Consider the following 19,594-nt stretch of genomic DNA (forward strand, 5'->3'; position numbering starts at 1 on the left):
CCGCACCGTGTGCACGAAATCATTCAACGACGAGACGCAAATATGCGTCTCTACACCGTTCACTGATCAACGCAAATAACTTTCTACAGCTGCGCTACTTAGTGCAAAAAAGGCTCTGAATCACGTAGTCAGAACCCTTTTGCTACTCGCCGGGGTAGTGCACGCCTAGCTGCTGTCGGATGTCGTCGAGGGTTCCGATCAGCTTTTCGCTGAATACAAGTGGTAGCAGCGGGCTTTCCGTGAGGCCCTGCGCCAGGCACTCCTGCACGTGCTGGGCTTCGTAATGGTAACCGTAGCCAGGTTCCTCGAAGTGGAAGTCCTGCGGCTCCTCGCCGGTGCGGTGCAGCGTAATACGCTGAGCATGATGAAACTTGTGGTGCAGGTGCAGCTTGCCCTCGGTACCGTAGAGGGTGCAGGTGGTATCGGTGGTGGCGGCCAGGGTGGAGTAGAGGCTGGAAGTGGCCCCGCCAGGGTAGGCCAGCGCCATGCTACACGTCAGGTCGACGCCGGTTTCGGTGAGGATGCCCACGGCTTTCACCTGGGTAGGCTCGCCGAGAAAAAACTTGCTGAAGAACACCGGGTAGATGCCAATATCCAGCAGCGAGCCACCCGCCAGCCCTGGGTCGAACAGACGGCTGGTGGGGTTGTAGTCAGCCGCAAAACCAAAATCAGCTACCATGTGCACGGGGCGGCCGATGGTGCCGGCCTCTACCAGCGCCAGCGCTTTGTGGGTGGCGGGCATGAAGCGCGTCCAGAGGGCTTCCATCAGAAACACCTGCTTCTCGCGGGCCACCGCCACCATCTCGGCTACCTCGGCGGCGTTGCGGGCAAAGGCTTTTTCGCAGAGCACCGCTACGCCGGCCCGCAGGCACAGCAGCGTGTGCGCGTGGTGCTCGGAGTGCGGCGTGGCCACGTACACGGCATCCAGATCGGGCAATTGCACCAGTTCTTCGTAGCTACCGAAAGCGTGCGGCGCACCGTATTGCGCGGCAAACTGCTGAGCTTTCTCCAACGTGCGCGAGGCCACGGCATGCAGGCGGGCACCCGGTACCAGGGCTACGTCTTGAGCAAATTTGTGGGCAATTTTGCCAGGGCCGATGATGCCCCAATTGAATGTTTTCATGGGTAGCAGGTGGTAGGGGCGCCCGGTGGCTACGGGAGCATAGTAAGACCGGAATGTAGTACGAAAACAGTTAGCGGTCTGAAAAGTAGTGCGACCGGGCCCGGCCAGCTGCTCGTCGTTTTGCCGCTCCAAATACGCAGTAGTACGATAAAAGTCAGGTATTGACTCACGTCATCAGAACGATAAGCCGCTCGCGCCACGCAACCCTGGTTAAGGCGTTTTGCCAGCCGACAGCCACCGCAACCTTTCCTGTCAACTATTCCGTTAGCTTTATATACTTCGCCAATGTGAAGTAAGTCCCTGACTGCATTCACACTATGTACACCCCACCGCCTTCGCACCACGAGCAGCGCCACGACGACGACCTAGCATTGTGGCAGGCGTTTCGGGCGGGGCAGCAGGCGGCGCTTGGGTCCTTATTTGACCGGTACGCGCAGCAGCTTTTTGCCTACGGCCACCACCTGGCCCACGATGCCGAAGTAGTAAAAGATGCTATCCAAACCGTATTTGTGCATCTGTGGGCACGGCGCGAATATCTGGGTGACATGACAACGGTGAAGTTTTACCTCTACCGCAGCCTCAAAAACGAGCTGCTACGGGTAGCCAGCAGCACCCGCCTACCCAAGGAGCAACAGGCTGAGGTCTACACGCCGTCCATCGAGCAGTCGTTGGTTGATACTGAGGAGGAGCACCAGCGGGGCGTGCGACTGCGGTTGTCGTTGGCGCAGCTGTCGGGTAGGGAAAAGGAGATTATCAACCTAAAGTACTTCAGCAACTTCAAGATTCGGGAAATTGCGACCATGCTGCAACTCAGCGAGCAAACTGTGGCCAATCTGTTGTCGCGGGCGCTCAGAAAGCTGCGGCAGTCGTTGCTGGTGAGCGTGCTGCTGTGGCTGCTGGGGTGATCAGACCTTACGCACGACTCGTCTGCACGCGGCAACCGGTCGGACGCCTACGGCGTCCGACCGGTTGCCGCGTGCAGACGTTGCACGAACGGCCGGCGGACGTGGCAAGCGCACTTGTTTATGCGGTGCCAACATTAGCAGACGGTGCGGCAGTCAGCAACGGCAACCGGTCGGACGCCTACGGCGTCTGACCGGCAGGCGACTCGCAAACGCTTGGCTAAGAGCAATATCACAAACTTTCAAAAAAATATTTCCTGCCCGCGTAGTAGTAAATCCATAATAGCCCCTCTTCTACATATCCGCCGCCTACCTGCTGGCGCGGTGCCTACCCCATGCCCGACTACCCACACTTTTGCGCCGAGGAGTTTGCCCAGGACGAGTTCTTCGTGCGGTGGGTGCTGCGGCCCGATGCGGAGACGGAGGCGTTCTGGCAGCAGTGGCTCTCTACATTCGCGTTTCGGCGCGACGAGGTGGAAGCAGCGCGCCAATTGGTGCTGGGGCTGCACCAGTTGCCTCAGGCCCGGCTGTCGTCGGCGGAGAAGATGGCGTTGCGGCAGCGCATTTTTGCCGAGATAGAAACAGCAGAAACGCCTGCACTGGGCGCGCATCACCAGTGGCTGGTTCCTACCTGGCAGTGGGTAGCGGCGGCCAGCGTGTTGTTGTTCCTGCTGGGTATTGGGCAGCTGTGGCAGTTGCAGCAGCCCACTTCCGTGCCTGACTACCGGGCGCTGCTGGCTCAGGCCCGGCGCGATGTTGGCACCCTGCGCGACATCGATAATCCTACGACAAGTACCCGGTTGGTGTCGCTGCCCGATGGTAGCTCCGTGCTACTGCGGCCGCACAGCCGGCTGGCATTTCCGGCGCGTTTTGCGGGGCCTACCCGCCCGGTGTATCTGGAGGGGAGTGCCTTCTTTGAGGTGGCGAAAGACCCGCAGAAGCCCTTCTTTGTGAACACCAGCGCTCTGGTAACTAAGGTGCTAGGCACCAGCTTCGAGGTACAGGCAGCGGCTAAATCGCCCCGCGTGGTGGTGACGGTGAAAACCGGGCGCGTCTCGGTGTATCCGCAGGGTGGAGAGCAAGCCCGGCAGCAATTGAGCACACCGCAATTGGAAGGCCTGGTGCTGACGCCCAATCAGCAGGCCACTTACGGCCTCGCCAACCACCAGTTCACGCGCACCTTTCTGGCGCGACCTGCCTTGGCGGGTGGCGCGGCGGCCGTGTTTGAGTATGAGGAAACCCCTATCCGTGAAGTGTTTGCGCAGCTGGAAGAAGCTTACGGCGTGTCGATTGAATACGACAAGGCCGCGCTGGGCAACTGCCCGCTCACGGCTTCCTTCACCGACGAGCCTCTGTTTGAAAAGCTCCGCCTGATCTGCAAAGCCGTGCGCGCCCGCTATGAGGTGCAGGACGCCCAGATTGTGGTGACGGGACTAGGTTGCCAATAACACCGCTTCGCTTTTTCAGCCGTTCGCCTGCAAACGATTTCGGCTTCGCTATACCCACAGTTTCCTACCCTATCGCAGGGTAGTGCCTACTGCTTCTCTGTCCTACATCCAACTCCCTATCCTATGCTTCCACTCCTACGTTATCCGATTTGGCGGCGAGGCGTTGCGCAGCTCTTGTGGCTGACGATGCTTGTAATAGCTCTGGGTGCCAGCCAAGCCGCGGCGGCGCCCCCTACCCGCCAGGACCCCGCTAGCCGGCGCATCAGCGTGCAAGTCAGCAACCAGGCTCTGAAAACGGCCCTGCACCTGATTGGGCAGCAGGCCGACGTGAAGTTTGTGTATAGCCCGCGCCTGATTGACCCGCAGCAGCGCGTGACGCTACGAGCCCACGAGCAGCCCCTCCCCGACGTGCTGCAACAACTACTCGCCCCGCTGCACCTCGATTTTGAGATTCTGCAAAAGCAGGTGGTCATCAGCAAGGCCGCAGCCACGGGCGCGGTGCCTCCCCCTACCCTGGAGGCCCGCAACGCCCGCCCAGTACCCCTGGAAACCACCATCACGGGTCGCGTAACGCAGGCCGATGGCCAGGGCCTACCCGGTGTGACGGTGGTAGTGAAGGGCACCACCAATGGCACCACCACCGATGCCAACGGCAACTTCACCCTGAGCCTCCCTGACGCTTCGGGTACGCTGGTGCTTTCGGCCATCGGCTTCATATCGCAAGAAGTTACCTTACAGGGACGTACGCAGGTGAATGTGGTGCTGCAAACCGATGTGAAGTCGTTGGATGATGTGGTGGTCATCGGCTACACCACCCAGCGCAAGGCCGATCTCACGGGCGCCGTGTCGCAGGTGAATCAGGCCGACATTAACGGCCTACCGGTGACCGGGCCCGCCCAGATTTTACAGGGCAAAGCGGCCGGCGTGGCCATCACGCAGGCCACCGGTGCACCCGGCGAAAACATTGCCGTGCGCATCCGGGGGGTAGGCACCATCAACGACAACGACCCGCTCTATATCATCGACGGGGTGCCCACCAAGACCGGCATCAACCAGATTTCGCCTAATGATATCGAAAGCATCAACATTCTGAAAGATGCTTCGTCGGCGGCCATCTACGGGGCGCGGGCCTCTAATGGCGTGGTGATTATTACCACCAAGCGGGGCAAATCGGGCAAGCCGCGCCTTACGGCCAGCGCATACGCGGGCGTGCAAACGGCTTCTAACCTGATTGATATGGCCAACACCAGCCAGTACGTGGCGGCCTACAACGTGGCGGCGCAGAACGACGGCCGCGCGCAAATTCCGGCCGACGTGGCGGCTACCTTACCTAACGTGAACTGGCTGAAGGAGGTGCTGAAGCCCGCCAGGCAGTACAACGCCCAGCTCGATGTGAGCGGCGGCACCGAAAACTCGCAGTACATCGTGTCGGGCAGCTATTTGAAGCAGGATGGCTTGATTGACAACTCGGCGTTTGACCGCTACAACCTGCGCACGGCGGTGAACACCACGCTGTCGCGGTTTGTGAAGATTGGCACCAACGCCAACCTTTCCTACAACAAAACCCGGCAGGTAGGCACCTCCGGCGACGGATTCGGCGACGGCAACCCCGGCGCTAGTATCGTGCGCTTTGCCTTGTTCCGCACGCCGGGCACGCCGGTGCGCAACGCGCAGGGCCAGTTTGTGGACCTGCCTACCCTCCCTGATGGCTCCCAGGCCACGGCTTTTCTGGGCGACGGCATCAACCCCATGGCCCTGGCCGACGCCACGGACCGCAACTTCAACCGCTACTCGGCGCTAGGCAATGCCTACCTGGAGCTGACGCCCGTGAAGGGCCTGCGCATCCGCTCCGACTACGGCATCACGTTTCTGATTACCGACTACAAGCAGTTTTTCCGCACGTTCGGAATCGACCGGTCGTTCAACTCGCCAGCGCAACTGGCGCAGTCCAACACCAAGGAGTTCAACTACAACTGGACCAATACTGCCGTGTACGACCTGCCAGTGGGCCAGAGCACCTTCAGCATTTTGCTGGGTACGGAGGCCATCAAAAACAACGTGACGGCCATTTCGGCCTCGCGCCGCGGCTACGTGGACCAGTCGCCTACCTTCCAATACCTCGACAACGGCACGGGCGTGCAGCAGAACGGCGGCGGCGAGGCCCACTCGGCCCTGTTCTCGGGCTTTGCCCGCGTGAGCTACGACTACAACAGCCGCTACCTGGCCAGCTTCAATTTCCGCCGCGACGGTTCCTCGCAGTTCCTGCCGGGCAGGCGGGCCGAGAATTTCTTCTCGGGCTCCTTGGGCTGGAATTTGGCTCAGGAAAGCTTTCTGCGTGATGTATCGGCGTTGTCGCTCCTGAAGCTGCGCGCCAGCGTGGGGCAGCTGGGTAACTCGTCTATCGGCAACTACCCCTATGCCTCACTGGTGGGTGGCAACTTCTACTACCCCTTCGGCGGGGTTTCTACGCAGGGGCTGAGCGTGGTGAGCAAGGGCAACCCCAACCTGCGCTGGGAAACCAGCACCCAAACCGACGTGGGCCTGGACATTGGGCTGTTGCAGGGCGCCTTGCAATTGACGCTGGACTACTTCGTGAAGAACACCTCCAACGTGCTGCTCTTTCTGCCCCAGCCCAGCAGCGCCGGCAACGGCGGCAACCCGGCCGTGAATGCCGGCAAAATCCGCAACCAGGGCTTCGAGCTGGAACTGCTGTACCGCAACACCATCGGCAAGGACTGGAGCTACAACCTGAGCGGCAACCTGGCCACCCTGCAAAACGAGGTACGGACCCTGGGCGGCGCCCCGCCCATCGTGGGCGGCCGCATCGACAACAACTACTTTGCTACGCTCACGCAGGTGGGCCACCCCATCGGCTCGTTCTATTTGTTGCAGGCTGATGGCATTTTTCAGACGGCCGAGGAGGTGTTTACGCACGCCTACCAGGGCCCCGGCATCCAGCCCGGCGACGTGAAGTTCAAGGACATCAGCGGCCCCAACGGCGTGCCCGACGGCGTGATTGACGGCAATGACCGCACCTTCGTGGGTAGCCCCATTCCCAAGCTCACTTACGGCCTCACCGGCAACCTCCGCTACAAGAGCCTCGACCTGAGTTTGTTTTTCCAGGGCGTGCACGGCAACAAGCTCTACAACCAGGTAAACACCGACATAGAAGGCTTCTACCGGGCCTTCAACCTGACGGAGCGGGCGGCCACCAACTACTGGACCGGCCCCGGCAGCACCAATGAGTTTCCGCGCCTGTCGTGGGTAGGGGCTTCCAACAACAAGCAGCCCTCCACGCGCTTCCTGGAAGACGGCTCCTACCTACGCCTCAAGAACATTCAGCTGGGCTACACCTTCGGTGACAAGCTGCTCTCGCCGCTGAAAGTATCGTCGGTGCGGCTCTACGTGAGCGCGCAGAACCTGCTGACTTTCACAAAGTACACCGGCCTCGACCCCGAGCAGGGCACCAACAGCAACTCCCTCGGCGACGGCGTGCGCGCCACCGGCATCGACTTCGGCACCTACCCTTCCGCCCGCACCTTCACGGTGGGGATTAACGCGGGGTTTTAGAAGTGTTGGCGCGGGCGGTGGACCTCACCCCCCGGCCCCCTCTCCTCGGGGAGAGGGGGAGCCGAGCGATTAAGATAATAGCGCTCGTCCAACGAAAAACATCAATAAACAACTCCGGTAAAGGCTCCCCCTCTCCCCGAGGAGAGGGGGCCGGGGGGTAAGGTCCACCGCCCGCGCCGTCTGCTTTTCAACGTAAAACTACCCTGCCCTATGAAACGCAACTACATCATACTAAGCACGTTCATTCTCCTTACCACCGCCGGGTGCGACAACTTCCTGGACCAGCCGGTGCTGGGGCAGTACGAGGCCGGACAGTTTTTCACCTCCGACACCAACGCCATCCTAGCGGTGAATGCCGCCTACGTGCCGCTGTCGTTCCGCGACGGGGGCTCCAACACGATTTGGGTGCTGGGCGACGTGGCCTCCGACGACGCCGTGAAGGGCAGCAACCCCGGCGACCAGGCCGACTTCGAGAACATCGACCAGTTCAACATCACGCCCATCAACGCGGCCGTGGAAGCCCAGTGGCGCCGCGACTACGACGGCGTGTTTAAGTGCAACGTGGTGTTGGATGGCTTGCCCGAGAGCAACACCAGCATCAGCGCCGCCGTGCGCCAGCAGGCGCGGGGGCAGGCGCTGTTTCTGCGGGCCTATTACTACTTCGAGCTGACCAACCTCTACGGCGCTATTCCGCTGCGCGTGAAGGTGGAAACGCCCGAGGAGCTGCAAAGCCCGGCCGTGCCGCAGGCGCAGATCTACGCCCAGATTGAGGCCGACTGCCAGGCCGCCGCCGATGCCCTACCCACCTCCTGGACCGGCAACGACGTGGGCCGCGCCACTAAGGGCGCAGCGCTGGCCCTGCTCACCAAAACCTACTTGTTCGAGAAAAAATGGGCTCAAGCCGCCCAAACGGCTCAAGCCGTGGGGGCGCTAGGCTACAAGCTGCAACTCGTGTTTGCCGATAACTTCCGGGCCGCCACCGACAACAACTCAGAAATCATTTTTTCGGTGCAGCACACCACCGGCCTCAGCCCCAACCAGGGGAGCGGCCTCAACCAGTGGTTTGCCCCGCGCCCGCAAAACGGCTACGGCTTTTTCCTGCCTACCCAGAGTTTGGTCGACAACTTCGAGCGGACCTCGGGCGGGGTGGTCGACCCGCGCCTGGACTACACGCTGGGTAGGGCCGGGCAGCCGTTTTTTGGGGTGGCGTTTGACCCTAGCTGGACCTCTACCGGCTACGTGTCGAAAAAGCACTTGCAGCCACTTTCCGAGGTTCCGGCTACCATCAAAGGTGACGGCGGCCTCAACTACCAGGCCCTGCGCTACGCCGATGTGCTGCTGATGCAGGCCGAGGCCCTGAACGAAGCGGGCAACGGCGCCGGGGCGCTGGCCGCCCTCAACCAGGTGCGCAAGCGTGCCCGCGAGAGCTACCTCTACGACTCGTCCCTACCCAACGCGGGCACCGTACCCGCGGGCCTGCTGCCCGACATCACCACCACCGACCAGGGCCAGCTGCGGGAGCTGATTCGGCGGGAGCGGCGCTCGGAGCTGGCGCTGGAGTTTCACCGCTTCTTCGATATTATCCGCTACGGCGAGGCTTATGCGCGGCAGGCGTTGGCTGATCGGCCCAACTTCAACTACGCCCGCAACCAGTTCTACCCCATTCCGCAGAGCGAGCGGGACACCAACCGCAACCTGGGCTTGTAGTCGCACTGCCATCTTTTCCTACCCTCTTTGTATCACTTGATTATGAAAAGGCACTTTCTTTTCCTGCTCCTACCCTGGCTGCTAGGTGCCGCGGTGCTGTCGGCCTGCTCCGATTCCGACGACGACACGCCCCAAGTGGCCGCCGATACTACCCGCCTGGCCGCGCTGATTGACTCCGTGACGGTGGGTTACAACGCCGCCGCCGAAGGCAACAAGCCCGGCAACTACGCCACCGGCTCCAAAGCTCCGCTGAAAACCGCCCTGGACCTGGCCATTAGCACCCGCGGCAACGGCCAGTACAGCCAGCTGCAAATCGACAACGCCACGGCCAACCTGCGCCGGGCGGTGGCAGCTTTCCGGAGTAATCTGATTGAGGATGTGTCGGTGGCGAACCTGGTGGCGCAGTGGAAGTTTGAGGGCAACGCCAACGACGCCACTGCCAACGGCCACAACGGCACCCCCAAAACCGGCCCCACTGGCCCCGGCACCGCGCCCGGCGACGGCGCTACCCTCCCCAAGCTGGTAGCCGACCGTTTCAACCGCGCCAACCAAGCCTACGAGTTCACCAACGGCGCCTACATTGAGGTGCCCTATGCGGCAGCGTTCAACCCGCCGGCCATGACCATCAGCCTGTGGTGCAAGCGCTTCGACTCCAACGACGCCAACTATTTGTTGTCGATGAATCGCTGGAACGGCTTCAAATTTCAGCTGCAAGGCGCCGGCAAGCCCTTCCTGACGGCCACCACGACCACCGGTATTTTCGACCGGGATGCCGAATCAGGCATCGTGGCCGTGAATACCTGGACGCACGTGGTAACCAGCTACGTAGACGGCACTCTGAAATTCTACCTCGACGGCAAGCTGGTGAAAACCTGGACCAATGTGCAGGGGCCCATGAAGACCATTCCTGAGCCCGTGAACCTGGCCATTGGGCAGCAGCTACCCAAAGAAGCCTACAACCGCACCCCCACCGCCGGCCAGGACCCCGGCTACTTCGAGTACTATGGGCCAGCCTTTTTCAAGGGTCAAATAGACGACATCCGCTTCTATAACCGCGCCCTGACGGATGCGGAGGTAACCTCTATTTATACGATTGAGAATACGCTGTGAACCAGATTAGACCGTCATTTCGACTGCAAGGAGAAATCTCGCGTGCTGACGAAACACCGTCATGCTGAGCTTGTCGAAGCATCTCGCGTGCTAACGAAAAATAGTATCTAGCATCAGCACGCGAGATGCTTCGACAAGCTCAGCATGACGGGCTGGATAGCCGCTATTCGATCAAGACTCTACCCCAACCATACACCACGCCGCATGACATTCCGCCCCTACCCTCTCGCCTTCCTCCTGGCTGCCCTCACCAGCTGCAACTCCGCCGATAAAGCCGATACGCCTACTACCCCCGCCAAGCCCAAGGAGTGGAGCATGCTCAACTTCACGAAGGTGGATAGCGCCAACCCCATCATGGGGCCGAGCCCGGTAGGTGTATTCACCGACCCAATTCTGATGCAGAAGGTGCAGTGGGAAGAAAAAGACGTGTTCAACCCCGCTGTGGTGGTGCGCCACGATACCATTTATATGCTGTACCGGGCCGAGAATATAGCGAAAGGCGCCGTGAGCAAAGCTTCGCGCATCGGGCTGGCTTTCAGCACCGACGGCATCCACTTCACACGGCGCCGGGAGCCGGTATTCTACCCCGACAACGACGCGCAGAAAAAATACGAGTGGCCCGGTGGCACCGAGGACCCGCGCGTGGTGGAAGACGCCAACGGCATGTACTTCATGACCTACACCGCTTACGACGGCGACAAGGCCCGCCTGCACGTGGCCTCCTCCCCTGACCTGGTACACTGGACCAAGTACGGCAACGCCTTCACTGGGGCCAAAAACGACGAGTACGTGCCCAAATGGAGCAAATCGGGGGCAATTGTGTCGCGCTACGAGCCCGATGGGCGCATTGTGGCTACCAAAATCAACGGCAAGTACTGGATGTATTGGGGCGATGCGCAAATCTGGGCGGCCACTTCCGACGACCTCATTCACTGGACGCCCATTGAGATGGCGCCCGGCGAAAAGCCGCCCGTGCCCCTGCGCGCCCAGGCCCAAACCCTACCCAACCTGAAGATTGTACTGCCTACCCGCGAGGGTAAGTTCGACAGCGACCTGGTAGAATCCGGCCCGCCCGCCATGCTCACCGACCAGGGCATCCTGCTGATTTACAACAGCCGCAACATTCCCGCCATCGGCGACAAATCCCTACCCGAAGGCACCTACACCGCCGCCCAGGCCCTGTTCGACAAAAATGACCCCACCAAGCTGCTGCTCCGCACCAACACCTATTTTATGCGCCCCGAGAAGCCCTACGAAACCACCGGCCAGGTAAACCAGGTGGTATTTTTAGAAGGCCTGGCCCGCCTGCGCAACACCTGGTACCTCTACTACGGCACCGCCGACTCGAAAATTGCGGTAGCCACTCGGCCGGTGGAGTAAAATGTAGAGACACAACATTTTGTGTCTCGTTGTTGCTGATGTTGTTAAGCCTACTCGACGCTGGTCGTTCAACGACGAGACACAAAATGTTGTGTCTCTACTTCGCATAGTTGTGAGTTGTCAGAATAAACCTAACTTCCTCACCAATACCTTGCCCTGACAACTGACAACTCCCCCCTAACAACTCTTTCTATGCAGTCTACCGCTCCGGCTACTACTACCCCCACCTCAGCGCCCTTCACCGAAAAACGCTACCTCGTCACGCTGGTGTTCGTCACCTCTCTGTTCTTGCTGTGGGGCGTGGCTATTACGATGGGCGACGTGCTGAACAAGCACTTTCAGAATGTGCTCAATGTCAGCAAGGCCGACTCCGGGCTGGTGCAGTTTTCCATCTTCGGGGCCTATGCTATTATGGGCATTCCGGCGGGCTTATTCATGAAGCGGTTCGGGTATAAGAATGGCGTATTGCTGGGGCTGGGGCTGTATGCGCTGGGCGCGTTTTTGTTCGTACCAGCCGCCAATGCGCAGTCGTTCAGCTTCTTCCGCGGGGCGCTGTTTGTGCTGGCCTGCGGCCTGGCTACCCTAGAGGCCGTAGCGCACCCCTTTATGGGTGCCCTAGGCCACCCCAATACCAGCGACCAGCGCATCAACTTTGCGCAGTCGTTCAATGGGTTAGGGGCTGTGATTGGGCCGCTGCTGGGTAGCTATTTCATTTTGAGCGGCGTACACGCTGATGGTGATTTGTCGTCGGTGAAAACACTCTACCTCTCTATCGGCAGCGTTATTTTGCTGATTGGGGTATGCTTTGCCTTTGTGCGGGTGCCAGCCTTACAAGACGCCCACGCCGTTGACGTATCGGCCGAACCAGAGGCCGGTTTTTACAGCGGCACGGCCGAGGAAGTGCCCGAGGCCAAGGGCCTGTTCAACCGGCCGCACTTTGTGTGGGCCGTGGTGGCGCAGTTTTTCAACGTGGCGGCGCAGGGTGGCACCTGGGCGTTTTTCATCAATTACGGCGCCGAGAAGATGGGCCTGACCGATGCCGTGGCATCGCGCTACTTCGCTCTCAGCATGGTGATGATGATGGTAGGACGCTTCGTAGGCACGTTCCTGATGCGCTTTATTGCGCCCAACAAGCTGCTGGCTACGTTCGCCTTCGCCAATATCATACTGTGTCTCATTATTGCCCAAAGCTGGGGCTGGCCGTCGTTTATTGCCTTGCTGGGACTGAACTTCTTCTTCAGCATCATGTTCCCCACCATCTTCTCGCTGGGCCTCAAAGACCTGGGCGCCAAAACCCAGCAAGGCTCCTCCTTCCTGGTAATGACTGTGGCCGGCGGCGCCATCTTCCCCTACCTCATGGGCAAAGTTGCCAACGAAGACGTAGCCCACGCCTACTACCTACCCATCATTTGCTACTTCGTCATCTTCCTGTTTGGCGCTCGGTTGTATAAAGTGCGGTAAAAGGTGAAGTTGTGAAATTGTGAGCGGTGAATTATTGTCGACTTCCACGGTATGCCTCACCCCCCGGCCCCCTCTCCGAAAAGGGAGAAGGGGAGCCTTGTAGTAAGCTGTTAGCTTGTAGCTGCTAGCTATTGGCTCTGGTTTGAGAAAAGCTATCAGCTAACAGCTAGTGGCTAACCGCTAAATCATCTGGCTCCCCCTCTCCCCGAGGAGAGGGGGCCGGGGGGTGAGGTCCACCGCCAGAACGAACCGCAAGGCAGTCCGTAACGTTTTGCTCGTATCTTTTGCTTGCATGACGGCCGATTCTACCCTTTCTCCTTTCCTACCCGAGCACCTTACTCACGCGCACGTGCTAGACGCCCTGCGCCACATCGAGCAGAACGGCTTGCGCCTGGCGCCCGGCACCGTGTATGACTTGGTGTTTGAAAGCCGGCGCTACCCGCCGCGGGCCGTAGCGCAATTGGCCTACCGTTTGGCCAGCCAGCAGCCACAGGCCCGTTGGCCGCTGGCTAGCGGCACGCCCACCAACGCCCTGCTGGAGCGCCTCGATTTCACGATTGCCACCAAGCGCCCTACCCTGGCCAACTCCCCGCAGGATGGCAATGTGGCCGAGCAGGACCAGCTGCCTGCCAACCTCTACCCCGGCCGCCCCGCCGAAAAGCCCGCGCCTGGCAAGCCAATTGCCGCCGATGCTCCCGACACCCCTGCCATAGCGGCCGAGCCGATGGTTCCCTACCCGGCGGCGTCTGCCCCCCTACCCTACACCCATGCGCAGGCGTTGGCCGAGCTGTTTATCAGCGAAGAGCAGCTGGATGCAGCCTTGGCGGCCCTGCGGCGGCGCAAGAATCTGCTGCTGCAAGGTCCGCCCGGCACGGGCAAGACGTTTTTGGCTCAGCGCCTGGCGTGGTTGGAGCTGGGTGCCACCGACGAAAGCCGCATCGAGCGGGTGCAGTTTCACCCGAGCTACAGCTACGAGGACTTTGTGCAGGGCTTCCGGCCCGATGCATCGGGGACGTTTCGGTTGCAGGATGGGGTGTTAGTAGACGTATGCCGTCGCGCCGCCGCCGTGCCCGAACGGCCGTTTTTTCTGCTGATCGACGAGCTGAACCGCGGCCACGTGGCCCGTATTTTCGGGGAGTTGCTGCTGCTATTGGAAGCCGATAAGCGCGGCCCCGCCCACGCCGTGCGCCTACCCTACTCGCCGGCCGAAGCCCCGCGCTTTTTCGTGCCCGAGAACCTCTATGTGATTGGCACCCTGAATACAGCCGACCGCTCGCTCACGCCCCTCGACTACGCCTTGCGTCGCCGCTTTGCCTTTGTAGCGCTGGCCCCGGAGTTTGGACTGAAGCTGCAAGCTTCCCTACTCGAAAAGGGCTTGCCAGGCTCTTTGGCAGAGCGCCTAACTACTCGCCTCAACGCTCTTAATGAAACCATTGCCGATGACCCCGAACTGGGCCCGGAGTTTCGCATTGGGCATAGTTATTTCTGCCAGCCGCCCAATGGCACCGGGGCCGAGACGTGGTTTCAATTGATTGTGGAACAGGAAATCGGGCCGCTGCTGGAAGAATACTGGCAGGGAGACCCCACTAAAGCTGCCGCGGAGTTGAAGCGGCTTTTGGTGAAGTGGTGAGTGGTGAAATGGTGAGTAGTGAATAAAAGGCGTCTGTCATCTCCATCTGGCGTCTGCTTGCGAAGGGCCTTCTCACGGTAGAAAGATTGACGTAACAACGACTCGTTGAACTGGCATAAGGTCCTTCATCGTCGCTTGATGCGCAGAATGCTCAGGATGACAGGCGGTTTTTGTTCACCACATCACTACTCACAAACTCACCATCTCACCACTCACCATCTCACCGCATGATTCCCATCCACAACCTGTACTACCTACTCTGCTATGCCTGGCACCGGCTGCCAGACCCAGCCGAGGCGCAGGCGGTGGAGGCGCAGGAGTTTCATAGGCCGCTGGCGCTGCTCACGCACTTGCTGCTGGTGGCTACCCGGCGGCAGTTGCGGTGCGGCCTTGCGGTAGGCTATACCGAGCAAGAAGCTGAGCTGACGGAGCTGCGTGGCCGGGTGCAGCTGGCCCCTACCCTTGCCCGCGACCTGCTACGGCGGGGCCGCGCCGTGTGTACGTATGAGGAACTGAACGCCAATACGCCGCTCAACCAGCTGCTGGCGGGCACCCTCGCGCAGCTAAGCCGCACCCGCGCCCTACCCGCCGCCACGCGCCAGCAGGTGCGGCAGGTGCTGGGGCGCTTCCCAGCGGCGGTGCATCCTACCCCACCTACCGGTGAAGCCCTGCGTCTGCTCCGGCGGCAGCGGTGGCCGGGGCCACAGGCATTTTTGTTGCACCTCTGCGACCTACTCCACCACTGCGCCCTCCCCGTGCCCGACGAGACGGGCCGCCACCGCTTCCGCGACTTCCGCCGCGACGAGGTGCTGATGGCGCGGCTGTTTGAGCAGTTTGTGCGCAATTTCTACCGCCTGGAGCAGCGCCGCTACCGCGTGCGCTCCGAAACCATTGCCTGGCAGGCTGACGCTGCCGCTGCCGAGGACCTGGCCCTGCTCCCTACCATGGTAACGGACACCTCCCTGGAAGCCGCTGACCGCAAAATCATCCTCGATACCAAGTACTACGCCGCCGCCCTGCGCACCCGCCACAACCGCCAGCGCCTGATTGCGCCTCACCTCTACCAGCTCTACGCCTACCTCCAAAACCAATCGGCCACGCCGGGGCAACACCTGGAAGGCGTGTTGCTCTACCCCGCCGCCATGCAGGAGGTAGATGTGCGCTATACCCTGGGCGGCCACCCGGTGCGCATAGTCACGCTGGATCTGGCGCAACCTTGGCCAAGCATTGCCACGGCTCTGCTGACTCTTATAGCTTAACTGGGCATTACTAATAGTAATTAGTCTAAATAAAATTAGGAAAATGATTGTACCCCGCTGAACTTTGCAGCCTAGTCAGCACACAATCTATGACCTCTCCCTTACCCTCTTCTCGTTTGGCAACGCATACGGCGTTGTTTCTTTTTTTCTTGCTACTGGGCCACTTGGCGCAAGCTCAGACCTTACTTAGTGGTCGGGTAATGAATGCGGCGGGGGCCCCGCTGTCTGGCGCTTCCGTTGGCGTGCAGGGCACCAATTTGGGCACCGATACCGATAGCAATGGTGAGTACACCATTACCCTCAGCCAGGGTGGCTCCTACGTGGTAGGTGTGCGCCTGCTGGGCTACCTCAACCAGGAGCATCGCGTAACGGTGAAAACCGGCGAAAAGCAAACGCGCAATTTCATCCTAACCCCAGGCGACCGGCAGCTGGACGAAGTAACCGTGCAAGGCGACCGTACCAACAAGTTCTCCCGCAAATCGAGTGAATACGTAGGTAAAATGCCGCTTTCAAACCTTGAGAATCCGCAGGTATATGCCACCGTGGGCAAAGAGCTACTGACGGAGCAGTTGGTATTTACCGTTGACGATGCCACCCGCAACGCGCCGGGTTTGCAGAAAATGTGGGAGCCCACTGGCCGTAGCGGTGATGGTGGCTCGTTCTACGCTTCGCGAGGCTTTGTGGTATCCAGCCAGCTGCGCAACGGCGTAGTGGGCAGCGTTACAAGCACCGTAGATGCCGTGAACCTGGAGAAGCTAGAAGTTATCAAAGGCCCATCGGCCACGCTCTACGGCAGTGCCCTGACCTCGTATGGCGGCCTGCTGAACCGCGTGACCAAGAAGCCCTACGAAACGGTAGGGGGCGAGGTGGCTTTGTCGGCGGGCAGCTATGGTTTTCACCGGGCCAGTGTGGATGTGAACACGCCGCTGAACGCGAATAAAACCCTAGCCTTCCGCCTGAACGGCGCCTACCAGTACGAAGATAATTTCCAGAACCGCGGCTACACGGGCTTCACCAAAAACCTGGCTATTGCTCCTAGTCTGCAATTCCAACCCACCGACCGCCTGACCATCAACCTGGATGCGGAAGTGTACCGCGGTACCAACGTGGGCAAACAACTGGTCTATATATATTACCTCGATAAAGTATCCAACTTCGGCTTCTCACGGGCCGACCAGACCCCTTTGGACTACCGCCAATCGTACCAGGGGCCGGGTCTGACGCAGGACTCGCGCAGCACCAACCTGTTTGGCCAGGTGCGCTACCGCATTTCGCCTAGCTTCACCTCTACTACCTACCTCTCATCGAGCCGTAGCTTCTCGGAGGGCAAAGGCCCCTACTTCTATCTGGCTTCAGACATTGCCCTGAGCGGCGGCACGGTAACTACGCCCGGCGTCACTAGCCTGCTGCGGGCCGACCAGTCGACCCAGGACAGCCACCGCCAAGTATATGAAGTGCAACAGCTTTTCAACGGCGACTTCCTGCTAGGCAACTTGCGCAACCGTGTGGTGGTAGGCCTGGATTTCCTGCGTGTCGATTCTAATGTGGACTTCTTCGGGGGCATCATTGATACGGCCCCACTCAATGTGCCAGGCTACGATTATCGCACCTTCAATGGTAGGGCTGTTGATGCCGCCTACGCCGCCACGCCGCCACCGCATTACTTGGTCACTACCAAAATTAACACCTATAGCGCCTTTGCTTCGGATGTGCTCAACATCACCGACAAGCTCAGCGCGCTGGCTGCCGTGCGCGTCGACCGTTACGACAACAAAGGCGGCATTCTCTACTCGCCTATCGAGGCTTATGAGCAGACGGCCGTTTCGCCGAAGTTTGGTCTGGTATACCAGCCGGTGAAAGACCGCATTTCCTTGTTTGCGAACTACCAAAACAGTTTTAATAACCAGAACAGCAGCTACCAGAATGCTCAAGGCGAGTCGTTTGTGACCAAGCCTGAGCGTGCCAACCAAGTAGAGGGTGGCGTGAAGCTCGACGCGGCTCAGGGCCGGGTAAGCGCCACCGTGAGCTACTACGACATCCGGGTGCAGAACATCCTGCGCACGCTCTACACCGACCCCAACACCAGCCTTACAGTGAGTGCCCAGGACGGCACCCAATGGAGCCGCGGTGCCGAGCTGAACCTGGTGGCCAACCCGGTACAGGGCCTGAACATTGTGGGCGGCTTTGCTTATAACTACTCAAAGTTTGTGAATACCAGCGATGACGTGAACGGCCGTCGCCCCAACACGGCTTCTTCGCCCTACTTAGCCAATGCCTGGGTGAGCTACCGCCAGCCCAGCGGCACGCTGAAAGGCCTGGGCCTGGGCTTTGGGGGCAACTACGCCAGCGACAACAAGATTCTCAACAGCGTATCGCAGGGCGTTTTCACCCTACCCAGCTACACAGTGCTCAACGCCAGTGCCTTCTATGATCTGCCGCATTACCGCTTTGCCGTGAAAATGGATAACCTCACCAATGAGCATTACTGGATAGGCTACACCACCCTCAATGCACAAAAGTTGCGCAGCATTATCGGCAGCATCGCTTATAAATTTTAGTTGGTAGAGTGCTGGCTGAACGATGTAGAGACGCATCCTTGCGTCTCATCGCCCGCGCCGCGTGACCGGTATCGTTCAACGACAAGACGCAAGGATGCGTCTCTACATCGTTCAGCCAGCAACTCTGACAACCAAACCCAACACTCCCGCCTATGACGGTTAAGCAGCTCGTTGGCAAACTACACCTCTGGCTCGGACTCGCGTCCGGGCTGGTGGTGTTTATAGTGAGCCTCACCGGCGCCATCTTCGTGTTTCAGGATGACATCCGGGACCTGACGGAGCCCTGGCGCACGGTAGAGGCCCAGGCCACCGCCATGGCCCTACCCTCGCAGCTGCAAGCCGCCGCCCTGGCCCCCCACCCCGGCCAAGCTACCCCCGCCGATACCTGGGTGACGTACTTCGGCCCCGAGCGCTCGGCCACCGTGTTCTTCACCGACAAAGCCGGCAACCCCATTCAGGTGTACCTGAACCCCTACACCGGGCAGGTGCTAAAGGAGCAGAACCTGCGCACGCACTTCTTCAGCATTGTGCAGGAAATCCACATGCACCTGCTGCTGCCAGAGGCTATTGCCAAGTGGGTGGTAGGCGGCTCGGTCATCATCTTTGTGGTGATGCTCGTTACGGGCATTGTGCTGTGGTGGCCCAAGCGCAAGCATGAGCGCAAACAGCGCCTCACCATTAAGTGGGGTGCCCGCTGGCGGCGCGTCAACTACGATTTGCACAATGTACTGGGCTTTTATGCGGCCAGCATTGGGCTGGTGCTGGCACTGACGGGCCTGGTGATGATTTTTCCCGGTATGCTGGAGGCCACGCAGGTGGCGGTGGATGGGGGCCGAAAGGCGCCGCCGGAAATCATGACCACTCAGCTTGACACCCTGCAAACCGCGACGGCCACTACCCAGCCCCTACCCGACGTGGTGTACCGCACTGTCCGCCGCCTGTCGCCTACCTATGAGATGATTCTGCTAGGTCCCACCGGCACGGGCAAGACCCCGGCGTTTTGCTGGACCTACCAGAAAGCCCTGCACTACTACCATCGCGACGAGTACGCCTTTCACCCGATTTCGGGCAAGCTATTGGACTCCCGCTTTCACGCCACCAAGAGCGCCGGAACCAAGCTTTCTGATATGAACTACGACCTGCACACGGGGCAGATTCTGGGGTTTGGGGGCAAGCTGGTAGCCTTTCTGGCTAGCCTGATTTCGGCTAGCCTACCCGTTACGGGTACGATTATCTGGTGGGGTAGGCGCCACAAAAAAAGCCCGCACAAGCGCCCCGTGCGCGTGGCGGTGGGGTAGGCTACAAGAAATACCAGCCCGTCATGCTGAGCTTGTCGAAGCATCTCGCGTGCTGACGACAGATAGTATCTAGCATCAGCACGCGAGATGCTTCGACAAGCTCAGCATGACGGTCTTATAGTTCCTTGCGTATCATCGTTCACTTGCT

12 protein-coding genes are annotated in these 19,594 nt (G+C 60.1%); 11 read left to right on the top strand and 1 reads right to left on the bottom strand.

Going from position 1 to position 19,594, the window contains the following annotated elements; translation table 11 throughout:
• Nucleotides 1-142: 142 nt before the first annotated feature.
• Complete coding sequence (locus H8B15_RS05480; RefSeq protein WP_187318664.1) at nt 143-1,123, bottom strand: Gfo/Idh/MocA family protein; 981 nt, start codon at nt 1,121-1,123, stop codon at nt 143-145.
• Nucleotides 1,124-1,440: 317 nt separating this feature from the next.
• Here H8B15_RS05480 and H8B15_RS05485 point away from each other — a divergent pair, with 317 nt between their 5' ends.
• The 11 genes from H8B15_RS05485 (at nt 1,441) to H8B15_RS05535 (ending at nt 19,446) form a co-directional block, all read left to right on the top strand.
• Nucleotides 1,441-2,028 carry an RNA polymerase sigma factor gene (locus tag H8B15_RS05485; protein WP_187318665.1) on the top strand — a complete coding sequence of 196 codons (588 nt, stop codon included), beginning with the start codon at nt 1,441-1,443 and terminating at the stop codon, nt 2,026-2,028.
• A gap of 332 nt (nt 2,029-2,360) precedes the next feature.
• The gene (locus H8B15_RS05490; protein WP_187318666.1) at nt 2,361-3,473 is read left to right on the top strand and encodes a FecR family protein; all 1,113 of its coding nucleotides are present in this window, start codon (nt 2,361-2,363) and stop codon (nt 3,471-3,473) included.
• A gap of 123 nt (nt 3,474-3,596) precedes the next feature.
• A complete protein-coding gene (locus H8B15_RS05495; protein WP_187318667.1) occupies nt 3,597-7,043 on the top strand; it encodes a TonB-dependent receptor in 3,447 nt (1,148 codons plus the stop codon).
• A 210-nt stretch (nt 7,044-7,253) separates the two neighbouring features.
• Entirely contained in the window at nt 7,254-8,750 is a 1,497-nt protein-coding gene (locus H8B15_RS05500) for a RagB/SusD family nutrient uptake outer membrane protein (RefSeq protein ID WP_187318668.1), read from the top strand.
• Nucleotides 8,751-8,792: 42 nt separating this feature from the next.
• Nucleotides 8,793-9,860, top strand: a complete 1,068-nt coding sequence (locus H8B15_RS05505; protein ID WP_187318669.1) for a LamG domain-containing protein — start codon at nt 8,793-8,795, stop codon at nt 9,858-9,860.
• 204 nt (nt 9,861-10,064) lie between these two features.
• Nucleotides 10,065-11,240 (top strand): glycoside hydrolase family 130 protein, encoded by a 1,176-nt coding sequence (locus H8B15_RS05510; protein ID WP_187318670.1) that lies wholly within the window; start codon nt 10,065-10,067, stop codon nt 11,238-11,240.
• Nucleotides 11,241-11,432: 192 nt separating this feature from the next.
• Entirely contained in the window at nt 11,433-12,701 is a 1,269-nt protein-coding gene (gene fucP, locus H8B15_RS05515; protein ID WP_187318671.1) for an L-fucose:H+ symporter permease, read from the top strand.
• Between the two features lie 292 nt (nt 12,702-12,993).
• Nucleotides 12,994-14,331: an AAA family ATPase gene (locus H8B15_RS05520; RefSeq protein WP_187318672.1), complete on the top strand. Its 1,338-nt coding sequence runs from the start codon at nt 12,994-12,996 to the stop codon at nt 14,329-14,331.
• 227 nt (nt 14,332-14,558) lie between these two features.
• The gene (locus H8B15_RS05525) at nt 14,559-15,590 is read left to right on the top strand and encodes a 5-methylcytosine restriction system specificity protein McrC (protein WP_187318673.1); all 1,032 of its coding nucleotides are present in this window, start codon (nt 14,559-14,561) and stop codon (nt 15,588-15,590) included.
• Nucleotides 15,591-15,706: 116 nt separating this feature from the next.
• Nucleotides 15,707-18,148 (top strand): TonB-dependent receptor, encoded by a 2,442-nt coding sequence (locus H8B15_RS05530; protein WP_246455324.1) that lies wholly within the window; start codon nt 15,707-15,709, stop codon nt 18,146-18,148.
• A 152-nt stretch (nt 18,149-18,300) separates the two neighbouring features.
• Entirely contained in the window at nt 18,301-19,446 is a 1,146-nt protein-coding gene (locus H8B15_RS05535; RefSeq protein ID WP_187318675.1) for a PepSY-associated TM helix domain-containing protein, read from the top strand.
• Nucleotides 19,447-19,594 lie beyond the last annotated feature (148 nt).

Origin of the sequence: Hymenobacter citatus, assembly GCF_014333615.1 — a bacterium.
Classification (GTDB): Bacteria; Bacteroidota; Bacteroidia; order Cytophagales; family Hymenobacteraceae; genus Hymenobacter; species Hymenobacter citatus.